The 17,122-nt window shown below is 55.4% G+C and carries 16 protein-coding genes and 2 tRNA genes; 3 read left to right on the top strand and 15 right to left on the bottom strand.

The annotated features are described in order from the left end of the window. Nucleotides 1–21: 21 nt before the first annotated feature. Complete coding sequence (gene pknB / locus AC1ENN_RS00090; RefSeq protein WP_449647881.1) at nucleotides 22–1,746, top strand: Stk1 family PASTA domain-containing Ser/Thr kinase; 1,725 nt, start codon at nucleotides 22–24, stop codon at nucleotides 1,744–1,746. Between the two features lie 40 nt (nucleotides 1,747–1,786). On the opposite strand, the gene AC1ENN_RS00085 is transcribed toward pknB, so the two are convergent. Genes AC1ENN_RS00085 through AC1ENN_RS00075 form a run of 3 tightly spaced genes read right to left on the bottom strand, consistent with a single transcriptional unit; the run spans nucleotide 1,787 to nucleotide 3,350 of the window. Beyond that, nucleotides 1,787–2,422: an anthranilate synthase component II gene (locus AC1ENN_RS00085; protein WP_480406324.1), complete on the bottom strand. Its 636-nt coding sequence runs from the start codon at nucleotides 2,420–2,422 to the stop codon at nucleotides 1,787–1,789. Beyond that, on the bottom strand, nucleotides 2,419–2,577 hold the full coding sequence (locus tag AC1ENN_RS00080; protein ID WP_449647879.1) for a hypothetical protein: 159 nt from the start codon (nucleotides 2,575–2,577) through the stop codon (nucleotides 2,419–2,421). The genes AC1ENN_RS00085 and AC1ENN_RS00080 overlap by 4 nt, the downstream gene beginning before the upstream one ends. Continuing rightward, nucleotides 2,577–3,350: a class E sortase gene (locus AC1ENN_RS00075; protein WP_480406323.1), complete on the bottom strand. Its 774-nt coding sequence runs from the start codon at nucleotides 3,348–3,350 to the stop codon at nucleotides 2,577–2,579. The genes AC1ENN_RS00080 and AC1ENN_RS00075 overlap by 1 nt, the downstream gene beginning before the upstream one ends. An 81-nt stretch (nucleotides 3,351–3,431) precedes the next feature. Here AC1ENN_RS00075 and AC1ENN_RS00070 point away from each other — a divergent pair, with 81 nt between their 5' ends. Then, the gene (locus AC1ENN_RS00070) at nucleotides 3,432–3,662 is read left to right on the top strand and encodes a cell division protein CrgA (protein ID WP_449625563.1); all 231 of its coding nucleotides are present in this window, start codon (nucleotides 3,432–3,434) and stop codon (nucleotides 3,660–3,662) included. Between the two features lie 59 nt (nucleotides 3,663–3,721). Here the strand turns inward: AC1ENN_RS00070 and AC1ENN_RS00065 are convergent, their stop codons facing one another. Both AC1ENN_RS00065 and AC1ENN_RS00060 read right to left on the bottom strand, forming a co-directional pair. After that, a complete protein-coding gene (locus AC1ENN_RS00065; protein ID WP_449647877.1) occupies nucleotides 3,722–4,435 on the bottom strand; it encodes a rhomboid family intramembrane serine protease in 714 nt (237 codons plus the stop codon). Between the two features lie 125 nt (nucleotides 4,436–4,560). After that, nucleotides 4,561–5,100: a peptidylprolyl isomerase gene (locus tag AC1ENN_RS00060; protein WP_449647876.1), complete on the bottom strand. Its 540-nt coding sequence runs from the start codon at nucleotides 5,098–5,100 to the stop codon at nucleotides 4,561–4,563. A gap of 133 nt (nucleotides 5,101–5,233) precedes the next feature. Here AC1ENN_RS00060 and AC1ENN_RS00055 point away from each other — a divergent pair, with 133 nt between their 5' ends. Then, a complete protein-coding gene (locus AC1ENN_RS00055; protein WP_480406322.1) occupies nucleotides 5,234–5,779 on the top strand; it encodes a hypothetical protein in 546 nt (181 codons plus the stop codon). Between the two features lie 246 nt (nucleotides 5,780–6,025). Here AC1ENN_RS00055 and AC1ENN_RS00050 read toward each other — a convergent pair. The 10 genes from AC1ENN_RS00050 to dnaA form a co-directional block, all read right to left on the bottom strand. Beyond that, nucleotides 6,026–6,098 (bottom strand) — tRNA-Ala (locus AC1ENN_RS00050). Nucleotides 6,099–6,127: 29 nt separating this feature from the next. Further along, a tRNA-Ile gene (locus AC1ENN_RS00045) sits at nucleotides 6,128–6,201 on the bottom strand. Between the two features lie 48 nt (nucleotides 6,202–6,249). Beyond that, nucleotides 6,250–6,657 carry a DUF3566 domain-containing protein gene (locus tag AC1ENN_RS00040; protein ID WP_480406321.1) on the bottom strand — a complete coding sequence of 136 codons (408 nt, stop codon included), beginning with the start codon at nucleotides 6,655–6,657 and terminating at the stop codon, nucleotides 6,250–6,252. Continuing rightward, nucleotides 6,650–9,226 (bottom strand): DNA gyrase subunit A, encoded by a 2,577-nt coding sequence (gyrA, locus tag AC1ENN_RS00035; protein ID WP_449647873.1) that lies wholly within the window; start codon nucleotides 9,224–9,226, stop codon nucleotides 6,650–6,652. Before gyrA ends, AC1ENN_RS00040 begins: the two co-directional genes overlap by 8 nt. A gap of 59 nt (nucleotides 9,227–9,285) precedes the next feature. After that, entirely contained in the window at nucleotides 9,286–11,283 is a 1,998-nt protein-coding gene (gene gyrB, locus AC1ENN_RS00030) for a DNA topoisomerase (ATP-hydrolyzing) subunit B (protein ID WP_449647872.1), read from the bottom strand. A gap of 165 nt (nucleotides 11,284–11,448) precedes the next feature. Then, complete coding sequence (locus AC1ENN_RS00025; RefSeq protein ID WP_449647871.1) at nucleotides 11,449–11,949, bottom strand: DciA family protein; 501 nt, start codon at nucleotides 11,947–11,949, stop codon at nucleotides 11,449–11,451. After that, the gene (gene recF / locus AC1ENN_RS00020; RefSeq protein WP_480406320.1) at nucleotides 11,942–13,105 is read right to left on the bottom strand and encodes a DNA replication/repair protein RecF; all 1,164 of its coding nucleotides are present in this window, start codon (nucleotides 13,103–13,105) and stop codon (nucleotides 11,942–11,944) included. The genes AC1ENN_RS00025 and recF overlap by 8 nt, the downstream gene beginning before the upstream one ends. A 12-nt stretch (nucleotides 13,106–13,117) precedes the next feature. Further along, a complete protein-coding gene (gene gnd, locus AC1ENN_RS00015; RefSeq protein ID WP_449647869.1) occupies nucleotides 13,118–14,014 on the bottom strand; it encodes a phosphogluconate dehydrogenase (NAD(+)-dependent, decarboxylating) in 897 nt (298 codons plus the stop codon). Between the two features lie 3 nt (nucleotides 14,015–14,017). Then, on the bottom strand, nucleotides 14,018–15,163 hold the full coding sequence (gene dnaN, locus AC1ENN_RS00010) for a DNA polymerase III subunit beta (RefSeq protein WP_449647868.1): 1,146 nt from the start codon (nucleotides 15,161–15,163) through the stop codon (nucleotides 14,018–14,020). A gap of 326 nt (nucleotides 15,164–15,489) precedes the next feature. Continuing rightward, complete coding sequence (dnaA, locus tag AC1ENN_RS00005; RefSeq protein ID WP_449647867.1) at nucleotides 15,490–16,905, bottom strand: chromosomal replication initiator protein DnaA; 1,416 nt, start codon at nucleotides 16,903–16,905, stop codon at nucleotides 15,490–15,492. Nucleotides 16,906–17,122 lie beyond the last annotated feature (217 nt).

The raw sequence follows: 17,122 nt of genomic DNA, 5'->3' as shown, positions 1-17,122 counted from the left end.
GAGTGAAAAAGGAGTGAACTAGTGAGCGAAGGCGTTGCACAGGGCGTACGCCAGCTCGCTGGGCGATACCAAATTGGCGAGCTTCTCGGCCATGGTGGAATGGCCGATGTTCACCTCGGTATGGATTCACGCCTCGGGCGCCGAGTAGCGATCAAGCTACTCAAGCCTTCACTAGCTAACGATCCTGCCTTCCGCACTCGCTTTCGTCGCGAAGCTCACGATGCAGCAAAAATGGCTCACCCCACGATCGTGCGCATTTTTGATGCCGGCGAAGAGTCGGTCATCGACTCGACCGGACACGAGACGCTCATTCCGTTCATCATCATGGAATACGTCGACGGTCGATTGTTGAAAGACATCGTTGCCGAGGGTCCGCTTGCTCCCGCTGAAGCAACGCGAATTGTGGCGCAAGTGCTTACCGCTCTGGAATACTCCCACCGCGCTGGGGTCGTCCATCGCGACATCAAGCCAGGCAACATTATGGTCACCACGGGCGGCCAGGTGAAGGTCATGGACTTCGGCATCGCGCGTGCCGTCTCTGACTCGGCCGCCACGATTGCCGAGTCCAGTGCCATCGTTGGCACAGCTCAGTATTTCTCTCCCGAGCAAGCACGTGGCGAGAGTGTGGATGCCCGCTCCGACCTTTACTCCACCGGCGTCGTTCTGTTCGAACTTCTCACCGGGCAGCCACCATTTACCGGAGAGAATCCGGTCGCGGTCGCGTACCAGCACGTCAACTCCGAGGCGACGCCGCCCAGCACCTCAACCGCCGCAGTTTCTCCGGCCCTCGACGCAGTTGTGCTTCGTTCGCTCTCGAAGGATCGTTTCGATCGCTATCAGAGCGCTGCCGAGTTCCGCACCGATGTTGAGACCGCGGCTGCCGGTGCTGTTCCTGAGCGCAAGCAGCTGGCTTCCACAGACTTCAATGCCACGCTGTTTGGGGTAAACCCGAACGCCACTGCTGGCAGCGATGCTACTTTCCGCCAGCTCGCTGTTGATCAGAACGATCGCGCACCGCGCACTCAGAACCGCCCCCCCGTGGCGTGGATCTGGGGCGGTATCGCGCTCATGACTGTTGTCATCATCGCGGTTGTTGTGTGGGCGTTTAGCTTAGACCCGGCGCAACTCGGCGGCACGACCGCAGTGGATATGCCTGACGTTGCCGGCATGACCTACGAGGAGGGCGAAGCCCTGCTCACCGAGCTTGAGCTTGAGCCTAAGCGCGTCAATCAGACCAGTGAAACCATCGACGAGGGTGTCATCATCCGTACCGATCCGGGTCCTGGGCAAACGGTACCCATCGGGCTGCAAGTTGAAGTTGTTGTTTCACAGGGTCGCACTACCGTGACTGTTCCTGACGTCAGCAACATGCAGGAGGCTGCAGCAATCAAGCTGCTTGAGGCTGCAGGTCTCGTCTACGGCACGAGCTCTCAGACTTACTCGCCCAACCTCAAGAAGGGCACCGTCATTAGTTCCGATCCGCGCGGGGATGCCGAACGCACTTCCGATGGATCGATCATCCGCGAGGGTGAGACTGTGAACCTTGTTGTCTCAAACGGTTTGGTGCAGATTCCTTCGGTCACAGGGAAAGATATCGGCGAAGCGAACACGACGCTCACGGCCCTCCAGTTGAGCGTTAAGCTCACCGCAGACTTCAGCTGTTCAGGTAACACGGTCAGCTACCAGTCGATCATCGGCGACCAGCCGCAGAAATCAGAGATCACGCTCCAGTACTGCGCTGGCTAGCTCAGCGATTCACGCTGGCACGCTCGTTGCCAGAGGTTTGCTAGTTGTGAACGAGAGGCGTCAACGTCTTCGCCAGTGCGGGAGCATCGGCCATGCCAACCCTCGATAGCCAGTTTCCGAGCATCAGGTAACCACCCTCGGTGAGAACTGACTCAGGGTGGAACTGCACACCATAGACCGGCTGCGATTCGTGCTGCACGCCCATGATCACTCCGCCGGGAGTGCGCGCGGTGATCTGGAGTTCATCAGGCAGCGTGCCATCAACAATCGCCAACGAGTGATAGCGGGTGGCCGTGAATGGTTGCGGCATATCCCGGAAGATCAGGCTGTCGTCATGCTCGATCAGCGAAGTCTTGCCGTGCATCAACTCATCAGCATGAGTAACGGTCGCCCCCAGTGCTTCAGCGATTGCCTGGTGGCCCAAGCACACTCCAAAGAGCGGCTGACCTGAAGCCAGAGCAGCGTGAACGATCGGGATGCTCACCCCGGCATCAGCCGGAGTGCCGGGACCCGGCGAAAGCAGCACGGCGTCGTAGTCAGCTATCGCTGCCGCCGCGTCATCCGCGCTAAAAGCATCGTTGCGCAACACTTCGGTAGTGGCGCCCAGCTCAAGGAGATAACCGTTGAGCGTGTAAACAAAACTGTCGTAGTTGTCGATGACAAGAATGCGGGTCACTGTTGCACCGTCGCATCCAGTGAAGTCACGAACGGTAGTGCCCACGGGAATACCCAGGCAAAGAGCACGGCTACAATCACGGCGATCAGCACAAGCAGAATGAGAACGCGGACGAGGGCGGGTCCCGGGAGAACACGCCAGAGGGAAGCATACATTAGCCAGCTCCTTCACGGTTTTGGGCGATTGCTGCGATCTCGCTTGGTGCGCCTTCCGAGCGTGGATACCACGTGTCATAAACGGCGTAGGCGATGATGCGTTCATCAGCGGTGTGAATGGGATTGCAGCTGGTCATTGTCATAAGGCGATCGCTGGCAATAGCGCCATCGAACTGCGGAACAGGGTTGAGAACGCCAACGCCGGATGCCGGAACGTACTCAAGCGAGCGGAAAACATAGCGATACCAGCCGGCTTCGGTCTCAACGTAGACGCTGTCACCGAGCTGAAGCTTGTTGATGTCAAAGAAGGGGTCGCCGAAACCAGTGCGATGGGCGGCGACCGCGAAATTGCCGATCTCGCCAGGCATCTGGGTTCCTACATAGTGCCCGACACCTTGAGTGTTGAGCACTTGCCTCAGGTTGACGCTCTCGGCGATGGGTCGCGCGTAGTCGGCACCGAATCGGGGAACGATGAGAGTTCCGAAGGCCACAGCCTGTGCTGGTGCCTCCGCAACGACGGGTACACCGGGGTCGGCTCTTTCGTCGGGAGCGAGCTTGACCGCTTCACCCTTGTTCCACTCTTGACTGAGCTCGAGGGCATCGTCACGTTGGGCGTTACTCACAACGATGTTGTTTACCCAGGTTTGCCAGACGAGAAAAAGTAGCACGATCACGCCGGCGGTAATGAAGAGTTCGCCAAGGATTCCGATCACGGAGACAGACCGAGATGGCTTCGCGCCGCGGCGCACTCGCCGTCCGTCTTCGAGAACCATACCCACAATTCTACGTGTTGTGACCGCCTGCTTTCCTCGCGGTTGTTCGGCACCCAGGGCGTTCGCGCTAGAATTTCCCTCATGGCCCGTAACTCTGCAGAAAACTCTCCATCACGTCCCGCTGAGGACGCCCCCAACGCGGTCTGGTTCAAGCCCGTCATGTTTGGCTTTATGCTGATCGGCCTCGCGTGGATCATTGTGTTCTACGTCAGCAACCAGCAATTGCCGATTGCGTCGCTCGGCAGTTGGAACATCCTGGTTGGCTTCGGCATCCTTTTCGTTGGATTCCTGATGACCACTCGGTGGCGCTAGAAATTACACGCGTGTAGTTATACCCAGTGTTAATAAACCTGTGGATAACTTTTAGTCACTTATAGAACGAAGATCCGCACGAGGGTCAGGGCCACTAATCCGGCGCCGACGAGTGCTACGAGAGCGATCTCGGGAATCGATGATGTCTTGTTGCGCTGGCGCAAGAAGACAAGGGCGAGAATCGCTCCAGTCACGAGACCACCGACGTGGGCTTCCCACGAAATATTAAGTCCGGGGATGAAGCCGGCGACGAGGTTGATCGCGAGCACGATCAGCAATACGCGGTTGTTCACACCCATTCGACGCTGAATGACGAAGAACGCAGCAACGATTCCGAAAATTGCTCCGGATGCTCCGAGCACGACTGACGCCGGTGCGATCAGTAGCACTGCCACTGATCCTCCCAGGGCGCTGATCAGGTAGAGAGCGAGGAATCGCGCGCGCCCAAGCGGGATCTCTAACGCCCTACCGAAGATGAATAGCGTGAACATGTTGAATCCAACATGGAAGATCGAGCTCGGCGAGTGAAGGAATGCCGACGTGATCATTCGCCACGGTTCTGAGGCGGTTAGCGGTGGGTAGTAGACCAGAGCTTGAGTCACGCCGCTGCCAGGGATGAGCTGAAGCAGGAAGATCGCTACGGTGAGTGCTATCAGCGTGTAGGTAACTACCGGCTTGCCCGTAGATGCGCGAGCTGCTCTGACGAGAACGGGCTTGCGTTTTGGTCCGTTGGCACGGGCCTCTGCGATGCATTCGGGGCAATGTACGCCCACAGCCGCCTGTGTTTGGCAGCTGGGGCATACGGTGCGCCCGCATCGCTGGCACAGCGTATAGCTCTGCCGATCTGGATGCCGATAGCAATAGTTGCCGCTAGCATCCGGCGATGAGGTCACGAAGTTTAGACCTCGTCGATCGTGACGCTCTCGATGACAACGTCGGTGAGTGGCTTATCGCCACCGTCGGTGTCGACTGCTTCAATCGCGTCGACGACCTTGCGTGAATCGTCATCGGCTACGGCGCCGAAGATGGTGTGCTTGCCCTGCAACCACGGGGTAGCAACGGTAGTGATGAAGAACTGCGAACCGTTGGTTCCCTTTCCCCCACGCGTGCCGGCGTTTGCCATAGCAAGAATGTAGGGGGCTGAGAAGTTGAGCTCGGGGTGGATCTCGTCGTCGAAGTTGTAGCCGGGGCCGCCGATGCCCTTTCCCAGTGGGTCGCCGCCCTGGAGCATGAACTGCTTGATGATGCGGTGGAAGATCACGCCATCGTAGAGAGGCGCTGTGGTCTTCTGACCGGTGGCAGGATGCGTCCATTCGATGTCGCCCTTGGCGAGACCAACGAAGTTTGCAACGGTCTTCGGCGCGTGGTTGCCGAAAAGGTTGAGACGGATTTCTCCGAGATTTGTCTTGATAGTGGCAACTGCGGTGTGTTGAGACATAAGGTCAATTCTTACATAGCCAACCTGTGCCTATGATCCGGGTTACTCAGGGTGCTCACAGCCAAAGCAGTGCGCACACAGAACCCGGCGTGGCAGTATGGAATAACTGTTCGACCATCTTTGGAGGTTTCCCGTGGCACTAACTCGCAAACGCCGGAAAGAACTCAAGCGCTTAAAGGGTCAAGCTGAAGACCTGTGGAGTGACCAGCGAGAATTGCTGGAGCATGCTTCCGCTGTCGTACGTGAGGCGAGCCATCAGGCCGCCAACTACGCTCGCGAAGAGGTCAGCCCCAAAATTCACGACACTCTCGACTCACGGGTGAAGCCTGTGGTGTCGTCGTCGATCGCTGGTGCCCGCTCAGCGGCCGAAAGCACCAAGAGCAAGATCAAGGGCGATGTTCTGCCTGCTGTGACGTCAGCGCTCGGCACAGCGCTTGCCGCACTTGAAGTAGCCAAGAACCAGCAGGTTCGGGATGCTTTTGCTCGCGTATCGGGCTTGGCAGTAACCGCTGGTGAAAAGACTGGCATCGTCAAGCCTCAACCCAAGTCAGCAGGCTTCGGTCGCTACATCCTGATCGGCGTCGGAGTTGTCGCAGCGGTTGGCGTCGCCTACGCCGCTTGGCAAACTTTGCGCGCCGATGACGACCTATGGATCGACGACGAAGCAGAGGCTGCCTAGTCCCCACTTCACGCGTTGAAGGTTGCCGCTGGCTCACCCACGGTTGAGCCCAAACCTCTTAACGAGTTCAGGCCCGGTTCATTTCGAACCGGGCCTGAACTCGTTTCGGGCGAAAACCTAGGCGAGGCCGTCGTGAGCGAAGGAAACTCCGCGTTCATGACTTGTCCGTTCACCCACCGCGCGAGCCTTGGCAGAAACGCAAAAACCCCGGCCAGATGACTGGCCGGGGTCTTCGTTGTCGTGCTGTGGAGCCTAGGGGAATCGAACCCCTGACCTCCTGCTTGCAAAGCAGGCGCTCTACCAATTGAGCTAAGGCCCCAATTAAGGAATCTCTTGTGAAGATTCCAGTGGGGGTACGTGGACTTGAACCACGGACCTCTTCGTTATCAGCGAAGCGCTCTAACCGCCTGAGCTATACCCCCGTTGGGCAGATACGAGAGTATCGCATTCTGGCCGTTTGACGTAATCGACTAGTTGTTAGTGAAACCCACGAGGATTCCACCGGTCAGTCGCACGCTGAAGTTATAAAGCATACTCGCAATCGCACCCAACGCTGTACCAACCAAAACGTTCAGAATTGCGACGACGAAGGAGAATCCAGCAACCTGGGCGAGCGAGAAACTGGTCGCGACGCTAAAGCTCTCATCACTGAGGATGTCGCGGAAGATCTCGTCTACTTTTCCGAAAATTCCTGTGGAGTTCAGAACGATCCACACCAACATCGATGCGACAACAAGAACAATTCCGAGTGATACTGCCACCAAGAACGAGAACTTTACAGCCGACCAGAAGTCGATGTAAACCAGCTTGAGTCGTACTTGTTTTACCGATGTTTGACGTTGCGACTTGCGCTGCAACTTCTCTGCGACACTACTCATCTACCGACTCGTCCTTCCCAGCAGGGGCATCTTCGCTCAGAACGCTACCGTCTTGAGCTTCAAGTTCTTTATTTTCTAGATTTCGTTCGCTGTTTCGTGCGATCGCGATGATCTTGTCTTCGGCTGCGAATCGAGCGAAGACAACGCCCATAGTGTCACGGCCCTTGGCCGGAACCTCAGCGACAGAAGAGCGTACCACCTTGCCACTGGCAAGAACCACAAGAACTTCGTCGTGGTCTCCGACCATCAAAGCGCCAGCCAAATCGCCTCGTGCGCCGTCGAGTTTGGCGACCTTGATACCCAAGCCACCACGACCCTGAACGCGGTATTGATCCGCTGAAGTGCGCTTCGCAAAGCCGCCCTCAGTAACGACAAAGACGTAGCCACTCTCGGGAACAACACTCGCACTCAGCAAGCGGTCATCCTCACGGAAGCTCATACCCATAACACCGGACGTCGATCGACCCATTGGTCGAAGTGCCTCATCGGATGCTGTGAAGCGAATCGACATTCCCTTGCGAGAAACCAGCAGAACATCGTCGCTGCTCTCAACGAGCATGGCCGAGACGAGTTCATCTCCCTCACGCAAGTTCACGGCGATGATTCCACCACTGCGGTTGGTGTCGTACTCGGCAAGAGCGGTCTTTTTGACGAGACCGTTGTGAGTAGCCAATACGAGATAGGTGGCTGTCTGGTAGTCGCGGATGTCGAGGATCTGTGCAATTTCTTCACCAGGCTGCAGTGCCAAGAAGTTGGCAACATGCTGGCCCTTGGCATCCCGACCGCCCTCTTGCAGTTCGTATGCCTTTGCCCGATAGACGCGACCGGTGTTGGTGAAGAACAGCAACCAGTGGTGCGTCGTGGTGACGAACAGGTGGTCGACGATGTCATCCGCCCGAAGCTGGGCACCCTTGACTCCCTTGCCGCCGCGGTGCTGGCTGCGGTAGTTGTCGCTGCGGGTGCGCTTGACGTACCCACCGCGAGTAACGGTGACCACCATCTCCTCTTCGGGGATGAGATCTTCCATGCTCATGTCGCCGTCGAAGCCCATCATGATCTCGGTGCGGCGATCGTCACCATACTTCGCGAGCAGGTCAGTAAGTTCTTCACTAACGATGTCGCGCTGGCGTTGTTCGCTCGCAATGATCGCTTTGAACTCGACAATTTCGAGCTCAAGAGCATCATGCTCGTCGGTGATCTTTTGACGCTCAAGCGCGGCGAGTCGACGCAGTTGCATGTCGAGAATCGCGCGGGCCTGAATTTCATCAATCTCAAGAAGCTTGATGAGTCCCTCGCGGGCATCCTCTACTGTCGCCGAGCGACGAATCAACGCGATGACCTCGTCGAGGGCATCGAGAGCCTTGAGGTAGCCACGCAGAATGTGAGCTCGCTCTTCGGCCTTTCGCAGGCGGAAGGCTGTGCGGCGAACAATGACTTCGATTTGGTGAGTAGCCCACGCGGTAATAAAGCCATCGATCGAGAGCGTGCGCGGAATGCCATCCACGATCGCGAGCATGTTCGCGCCAAAGTTTTCCTGCAGCTGCGTGTGCTTGTAGAGGTTATTGAGAACAACCTTTGCTACAGCATCGCGCTTCAGCACGATGACGAGTCGCTGGCCGGTGCGACCTGAGGTCTCATCCCGGATGTCGGCAATGCCGGCGAGCTTGCCGTCCTTGACGAGGTCGGCAATTTTCAGTGCCAGATTGTCAGGGTTTACCTGGTACGGAAGCTCGGTGACGACGAGGCAAGTGCGACCCTGGAGCTCTTCAACATTGACAACGGCACGCATCGTGACCGAACCACGGCCAGTGCGGTACGCATCCTGAATACCTTTGATGCCCAAGATCTGCGCACCGGTCGGAAAGTCTGGCCCCTTGATGCGCTGAATGAGCGCTTCAATGAGTTCCTCTTGTGAAGCCTCGGGGTGAGCCAAGTGCCAGAGAGCACCTTCGCCGACCTCACGAAGGTTGTGTGGCGGAATGTTTGTGGCCATACCGACCGCGATTCCCACTGAACCGTTGACGAGCAGGTTCGGGAAACGGCTCGGAAGAACCGTCGGCTCCTGAGTGCGGCCGTCATAGTTGTCTTGGAAGTCGACGGTGTCTTCTTCAATGTCCCGCACCATTTCCATAGCAAGCGGGGCCATCTTGGTTTCGGTATAACGGTGGGCAGCAGCGCCGTCGTTTCCGGGTGATCCAAAGTTTCCCTGGCCAAGGGCCAGTGGGTAGCGAAGACTCCACGGCTGCACCAAACGAACGAGGGCGTCGTAGACCGACGAGTCACCGTGCGGGTGGAACTGGCCCATGACATCACCGATAACACGGGTGCACTTGGAGAAGCCCTTATCTGGGCGGTAGCCACCGTCATACATCGCGTAAATAACGCGACGGTGCACAGGCTTCAATCCATCGCGCACTTCAGGAAGCGCACGGCCCACGATGACGCTCATTGCGTAGTCGAGGTAGGAGCGTTGCATCTCCAACTGGAGATCAACCTGATTGATCTTGTCGTGACGCGTGTCTACGGGTGCGTCTTCGAAGGTCTTCTTCGGAGTTTCTTCGTCAGCCATTAAGTTTCAGTTCCAGTCTGTGTCAGTCGCGAATGCGGGCGCCGTGTGCTCTGCTCGAGCTAGATGTCGAGGAAGCGGACGTCTTTGGCGTTGCGCTGGATGAAGTTTCGGCGAGACTCAACGTCTTCGCCCATGAGAGTCGAGAAGATTTCGTCAGCTGCTGCTGCGTCATCCAAGGTGACCTGAAGCAATGTGCGAGTAGCGGGATCCATCGTGGTTTCCCACAGTTCCTTGTAGTCCATCTCACCAAGACCCTTGTACCGCTGGATGCCGTTGTCTTTGGGCATGCGCTTTCCTGCCGAAAGGCCCATCTCGGTGAGAGCATCGCGCTCAGCATCGCTGTAGACGTATTCGTGCTGGGCGTTGCTCCACTTGAGTCGGTACAACGGCGGCTGTGCGAGATAGACGTAACCCAAATCGATGAGCGGGCGCATGTAGCGGAAGAGGAGAGTCAGCAGCAACGTGGTGATGTGTTGTCCATCAACATCAGCATCGGCCATCAAAACAATTTTGTGGTAGCGAGCCTTCTCGGGATCGAAGTCTTCACCAACACCGGCACCGAATGCCGTGATCATGGCTTGGACCTCGGCATTGCCGAGCGCGCGATCGAGACGAGCCTTTTCTACGTTGAGGATTTTGCCTCGCAGCGGGAGGATCGCCTGGAATTCTGGGTTGCGACCCTGAACGGCTGAACCACCTGCCGAGTCACCCTCGACCATGAAGATTTCAGAGAGTGACGGGTCTTTGCTCGAGCAGTCGCGCAGCTTTCCGGGCATTCCGCTCGATTCAAGCAGTCCCTTACGACGAGTCTGTTCGCGCGCCTTGCGGGCGGCAAGTCGTGCTTGGGATGCCTGAATGGCCTTGCGAATAACATCGCGGGCCTGCGTGGGGTTGCGATCAAACCAGTCCCCGAGCTGCTGGCCGGCGATGCGCTGAACGAACGCCTTCGCTTCGGTGTTGCCGAGCTTAGTTTTGGTCTGGCCTTCGAACTGCGGTTCGCCGAGTTTGATGGAGATAACTGCGGTCAGACCTTCACGAACATCGTCACCGGAGAGATTTTCATCCTTTTCCTTGATGATGTTCTTTTCGCGGGCGTAACGGTTAACCAGTGTGGTTAGTGCGGCGCGGAAGCCTTCTTCGTGGGTTCCGCCTTCGTGGGTGTTGATCGTGTTTGCGTAGGTGTGAACGCTTTCGGTGTAGCCGGCAGTCCACTGCATGGCCACCTCTAGCGAGATGCGCTTCTCGGTATCTTCCGATTCAAAGGCGATGACATCCGGATGAATGAGCTCGTTCTTCTTGGCTTTATTCAGGTATTCGACGTAGTCGACCAGACCGCGCTCGTACATGTAGCTCTCGACGACTTCTTCATCGTCGGGACGCTCGTCGGTGATCGTGATGCGCAGACCCTTGTTGAGGAAGGCCATCTGCTGAAAACGTGCACGTAGAGTTTCGAAATCAAACTCGACGGTCTCGAAAGTCTCTTTGCTCGGCCAGAACGTTTGCTGCGTTCCGGTTTCTTCAGTGCTCTCGCCCTGGGTTAGCGGTCCAACGGGAACACCATTGGCGAAACTCATTCGCCAGACATGTCCTTGACGGCGAACTTCAGTGTCAATCTCAGCCGACAATGCGTTCACAACAGAAATACCCACGCCGTGGAGTCCACCGGAAACTGCATAGCCGCCTCCACCGAATTTTCCGCCGGCGTGCAGCATTGTCATGACAACTTCGACCGTGGACTTCTGTTCCTGCTGGTTCAGATCAACAGGAATTCCTCGACCGTTGTCTCGCACTCGAATGGAGCCGTCTTTTCGGATCCACACGTTGATCGTGTCGCAGTAACCGGCCAGAGCCTCATCGACAGAGTTGTCGACAACTTCATAGACGAGGTGGTGTAATCCACGCGGGCCAGTGGAACCGATATACATTCCGGGGCGTTTGCGAACCGCTTCAAGACCCTCAAGGATCTGGATTTGATCGGCACCATAGCTATCAGCGGCAACATGACCGTTGGCAATGATCTGGCTCTCGGGCACGTCGTTTTCGGGCGTCGATGTCATCTGAAGTTAGGCTCCTGCCGCTAGTTCACACTCGCCATTCAGAGCTGGTACTCCAGAAGGAGGTGCGTCTGACGGCTTCAGATATTCTAACAAATTCCGAGAGCCTACGACGGTCAAATTGCGTTCTACGGGAGTTTCTTTAGTGACGTGACCTATTTTGCCTTGTTAGCCGTAAGTATCGCGCGGGCCCCGGCCTGGAATTGATCTGGGGCCTCTTTTCCAAGAAGGGGCGTTGGGGCCCTCAAAGCGCACGGTGTCTACACCTGCTTCTGGATACTGCTGCGCGATCGTCGTAGAGATCCGTGAACGCATCAACCTCAGCTGTGTTGCCCACGCAGTCGAATCACAGCGCACAGTCAGTACACCCTCTTCAATACCAACCGGTTCAGAATGCTCCGCTGTTTCTTCACCGACGATTTGTGGCCAACCTAACAACAATTCCGAACGGGCAAGCGGAGAACTCCACCCCATACTGTTCGTCAGGCTATCCATAACATCCCCAAGTCCGTGGGGATCACGTCCTGGTGCAAACGGAACACTTGTTCCCGGCTCTTTCTTGTCACGCTTGCGTGCCATGTACGAGCGTTTCGATGGGTCACCGAAAACCTCGCGAAATCTCAAATAGACCGCAACGTGTTCGTCAACGGCGGGATCGCGATCATTCATCTGTGACAACCTCACCAGCGCGGATCCGCACAACGTTCGCGGCAAGTTGCTCGGGAACATCACCAAAAACTGCTGCCGTGATGAGTACCTGCTCAAAATTTGAGATTGAGGCCGCAAGTCGTTCCCGACGCGATTGATCAAGCTCAGCAAAGACATCATCCAAAATCAGGACCGGATCGCCGGCAGATGATTCGCGGCGCAATAGTTCGGCTGAAGCAAGTTTCAGAGCAAGGGCAAAAGACCATGACTCACCGTGACTTGCGTAACCGCGTGCCGGCAGCCCGTTTAGCCCAAAGATCAGGTCATCACGATGTGGGCCGACGAGAGTAATCGCACGGTCTCTCTCTGCTTTTCTCACCGACTCCAGGGCTGCGGTGAATGCCGTCGTCGCGTCAGCGACCGAAATTATTTCTCCAACCTCATTAGTTGCCACGGCACTGTCTTGATCATCTTGACGCGAAATGATGCTGAGAGAATTCGCCAACGAGGCACCATGATCCGCACCAACAATTCGTTCGTAGGACTGCGAAACCTCAGGACTGAGATCAGCAACAAGCGCACTTCTGGCGCTGATAATTTCTGATCCAAATTCGATAAGGCGTTCATCCCACACATCAAGCGTGCTCAGCTGTGCGTCACGGATTCCTGACGCGCGAGCAGATTTCAACAGCATGTTTCGCTGCTTCACCACTCGCTCATAGTCCGACATCACTCCACTGAACCGTGGCGAACGCAAAACAAGTAGGTCATCAATAAACCTGCGACGGCCGGAAGGTTCCCCACGCACGAGAGCGAGATCTTCAGGCGCGAAGAGAACGCTGGAAAAATATCGAGGAAGCTCTCGCGTTCGAATGGCGGAGCGATTAATCTGTGCGCGATTGGCACCACTGCGATTGATCTGCACTTCAGCCAAGAATTTTCGTTTATTGTGTTCAAGGCGAACTCGAATGATCGCGGCATCCGTATTTTGACGAACCATGGCGTGGTCGGTTGAGACCCGATGGGAACCGAGAGTGCTGAGAAATCCCAGTGCCTCAACCAAATTGGTCTTTCCTTGACCATTCGAGCCGACAATGAGGGTTGGGCCAGAGGTGAGTTCTAGGCCAAGAGACTCGTAATTACGAAAGTCTTTGAGTTCAACGTGGGTAACAAGCATCGCCGTCGAAGCTTAACTCTTGCGGACGCTATGCCCACCGAACTGATTACGGAGAGCGGCAACAGCCTTCATCGACGGTGAATCCTCTTGACGTGAAACGAATCGAGCAAAAATTGCGGCGCTAATAGTCGGCACAGCAACAGCCTGATTGAGCGCTTCGTGCACGGTCCAGCGACCCTCCCCAGAGTCTTCGACATATCCGGCTATGTCGGCGAAATCAGGATCTTCTTCGAGTGCTTTCACGAGAAGTTCAAGCAACCACGAGCGAACGACGGTTCCGCGCTGCCACGCCTTGAACGAACCTGGCACGTCTTTCACGAGATCTTTGCGGCTATCGAGAAGTTCGAAACCTTCAGCCCAGGCCTGCATTAGGGCATATTCGATACCGTTGTGAACCATCTTGACGTAGTGTCCAGCTCCGACAGGACCGGCGTGAACAAATCCTTCATCACGGGGGCCTTCAGGGCGAAGGGCATCAAATATTGGCATTGCTCGTTCGATATCGGATGCTTCACCACCGGCCATGAGCCCGTATCCGTTTTCGAGGCCCCAAATTCCGCCTGACACCCCAACATCCACAAATGCGATGTTGCGGGTTGCAAGCTGCTCGCGATGAATTTCATCATCAGTAAATCGAGTGTTTCCACCATCGATCACTAGGTCTCCGGAATCGAGAAGACTTTCCACATCTGTAATTACAGAATCTGTGACCGGGCCAGAGGGAACCATTACCCAGATGATCCGCGGCGCTGGCAGCGCGTCCACCAGATCGGAAAGTGTCGCGACGTCGCTGACTTCAGGGTTGGGATCATATCCAGTGACGGTGAGCCCTTTGGCTCGCATACGCTCACGCATATTGCCGCCCATTTTTCCCAGGCCAATAATTCCAATGTGCGTGGTGTTGCTCATGTGTTACCTCAACAACAGGTTTGGCTGCAGCAAATACTTGTAGTTGTCACTCCCCGGTTGGTCTTTCGACGACTGGCTAGTGATGAGAACGGGGCCCGGCTTATTGGGGTTTTCCGTCTTCGTGAAGGAAATGCGCACAAATTCGGAGTGAACAGAACTGAGACCATCGATCAGGAATTGAGGCTTGAGTGAAACAACGGTGTCATCGCCGGTCAAGAATGCATCAATCGTTTCGGAGGCTTGAGCCTGCTCAGATCCGATGGCCTCAAGAGTGACACCTTCAGTCGTGAAAGTGAATCGGAGAGCTGCTTCACGCTCAAGTACCAGTGATACTCGGCGCACTGCTTCGATGAGTTCCGCGGTATTCATGACCGCAAAGTTGTCCACAGTTTCAGGGAACAAGCGACGCACCGGTGGGAAGTTCCCTTTGATGAGCAACGACGTCACAGTTTTCTTATCCGCCTGGAAAGCGATGAGCTCTCGCTCATCTGTGCTCGTGATGGCTACGGAAATTTCACCGCTGTTCGCGAAAGTCTTTCCGATCTCGACCAGCGTCTTCGCAGGAACAAGAGCCGTAGCAGATTCGACTCCGGATTCCCCGGCGTTCCACTCGATGTCCCGCACCGCAACGCGATAGCGGTCGGTGGCTACGAGCGAGATGTTGTTTTCAGATACTTCAAGTTGCACTCCGGTAATCACCGGGGTGACATCATCTCGTGACGCTGCAACTGCAACTTGAGCGATCGCTGCCGAAAAGAGATCTGCCTTGAGAGTTCCCACACGGTCAGATATTTGAGGAAGAGTCGGGTACTCCTCGACCGGCATGCTCGAGAGCGTGAAATGTCCTGTGCCGCAGGCAACGGTAATTTTGTTGTCTTCGGTGCTAAAACGCACTGGTGCATTGGGTAGTCGGCTGGCAATTTCTGCGAGAAGCTTGCCAGAAACCAGCACTCGACCTGGTTCATCAACATCAGCGGTGATCTGGGTTCGAGCAGAAACTTCGTAGTCGAAGGATGACAAAGTCAGACCCTCATCGGTCGCTTCAATCAGTACACCGCTCAAAATGGGCAGCGTCGTGCGCTGCGGCAGCAGTTTGACTGCAAACGAAACCGCCTCGCTGAAGACATCACGATTGACCTGAAACTTCATGAACCACCCCTAACCGGATCAAGCTCTGGCCGTTAATACTGGCACAGCCGATCCACTTGCGAACCACAGGTTATTTGGGATTCAAATTTCATTCTTTAAAGGTCACACTCTTAACCACTGTGGATTGTGTGAATAACTCATCAGATTTCTTGTAACTACTGGAAACTACATCCGTGTGACTTGTTGAGGAGACGGGGATAAATGTTCAGTTGGCAGGGGAAACTCGAATGACAAGAATTCGCAATTCCACAGAACGAGTCTGTAGTTCAACAATCTTTCCGGCGAGTTGAAAGAGTTATCCCCAAGTTATCCCCAAGTGGAATTAGCTAACTTTTTCCAAATCGATGGTTCTGTTTGATGCGACTGGTGAGTTCAGTGACCTGGTTGTAGATCGAGCGGCGTTCTTTCATGAGCTCAGTAATCTTCTTATTCGCGTACATCACGGTTGTGTGGTCGCGATTACCGAAGAGTTGCCCAATTTTCGGCAACGAGAGGTTAGTCATCTCCCGACACAGGTACATCGCGATCTGGCGAGCTGTTGCTACTGCTTGTGAGCGGGAGGAGCCATACAGGTCATCTACTGTGAGCTTGAAGTAGTCAGCGGTGTGATTGATTATGTCGACGGGTGCAATCACATTGTCGTCGTCGAGGGTGATGAGATCTTTCAACACGGTCTGAACGAGGGCCATATCAACCTCGGTGCGGTTGAGGCTAGCGAATGCGGTGACTCTAATCAGAGTTCCTTCGAGCTCGCGAATGTTTGACGAGACCTTCGATGCCATGAATTCGAGGATGTCGTTTCCGACCTGCATCTTCTCGCTCTGAGCTTTCTTGCGAAGAATGGCGATCCGAGTCTCAAGGTCTGGCGCTTGAACATCAGTGATCAGACCCCATTCAAAGCGTGACCGCATCCGGTCTTCGAATCCGGTGAGGTGTTTAGGAGGCAGGTCGCTCGTGATGACCACTTGCTTGTTGTGATCGTGCAACGTGTTAAAAGTGTGAAAGAACGCTTCTTGAGTGGAGTCTTTCCCTTGCAAAAACTGGATGTCGTCGATCAACAAAATGTCAATCTCTCGGTAGCGAGACTGAAATACCGACGCCCGGTTATTGGCAATCGAGTTGATGAAGTCGTTGGTGAATTCCTCTGAGCTCACATAACGTACGCGGATGCCCGGGTACAGGCTCTGGGCATAATGGCCGATTGCGTGGAGAAGGTGGGTCTTACCTAACCCCGATCCTCCGTAAATGAAGAGGGGGTTATACGCCTTAGCCGGCGCTTCGGCCACAGCGACCGCTGCAGCATGAGCGAATCGGTTTGATCCACCAATTACGAAGTTGTCGAAACTGTATTTCGGGTTTAGGCGAGAGTCACTTCGTCTCGGGGCCGACTGCTCGATCGGCTTTTGTGGTGTTGGCTCGATATAGGGCTGCTCGGTGTGAGGTATTTGTTGAGAAAGAGCATCCTGTTGGATATCTGGATTAACCACGGTGGCGAAGTTGTTGATGGCGTGTTCGTCACTGAGCAAACCGATAGCGTCGAGAAGAGGCTGGCGCAGTCGTTGTTCAAGCATCCCGCGGGTGAGTTCATTGGGAACTTCGAGATACAGAGTTCCTGCCATGACACCCTTGGGCTCAACCAGGCTGACGAATCCCTGAAGTTGTGGCGTAATTCGCTCATCTCCATCGAGATGTCCGAGAACCTCGTGCCACAGCTCGTTAGTCGGGTCGGGTGTTTCCGACATTTCTTCCCCATCCCTTGGTGCTATTTACTCACAGGCTTATCCACTGCTGAGTACAGCTATTCTCGCTGATTTACTGGACTTTATACGCCGTTGTGCACTGACTCTCACCTTAGTTGTCCACAGCATGTCGTTACCAATAACGATGTATTCTGTGTGGATAATGCGCCGTTGTACAAAGTGTGGTTTGACCGCATGGGTTTAACGCCGTAGTTTTAAT

The sequence above is a fragment of the Rhodoglobus sp. G.S.23 genome (genome assembly GCF_056675935.1).
This window is presented reverse-complemented; position numbering and strand designations above follow the sequence as displayed.